The organism is Mesorhizobium sp. M5C.F.Ca.ET.164.01.1.1 (assembly GCF_004792125.1).
Lineage (GTDB): Bacteria > Pseudomonadota > Alphaproteobacteria > Rhizobiales > Rhizobiaceae > Mesorhizobium > Mesorhizobium wenxiniae.
In genome coordinates this window covers 1-286 of sequence record NZ_SRTG01000587.1, presented here as the reverse complement: position 1 = coordinate 286, position 286 = coordinate 1, and the positions used below count along the sequence as shown (strand labels likewise).

1 protein-coding gene is annotated in these 286 nt (G+C 65.7%); it reads left to right on the top strand.

All coding sequences use genetic code 11. From position 1 onward, the window contains the following. A partial coding sequence (locus EN807_RS34875; protein ID WP_135938112.1) for a helix-turn-helix domain-containing protein occupies nt 1–286 on the top strand: 286 nt, incomplete at both ends.

The window sequence follows — 286 nt, the reverse complement described above, 5'->3', positions numbered from 1 at the left end:
GGGCCGGCATGATCGACCGTTCCTCGCGGCCCGCCCATATGCCGCAGGCCACCGCTGCGTTGATCGCCGAGCGCATCATGGCGCTGCGGCGGCAACGTTGGACCGGCAAGCACATCGCCCATGAGGTCGGCGTCTCGCCCGCCACCGTTAGCCGGGTTCTCAAGCGTGCCGGACTGTCGCGGTTGCGGGATATCGAACCGGCCGAGCCGATCCGACGCTACGAGCGCGAGCATCCTGGCGAGATGATCCATATCGATATCAAGAAGCTCGGTCGTTTCGAGCGCAT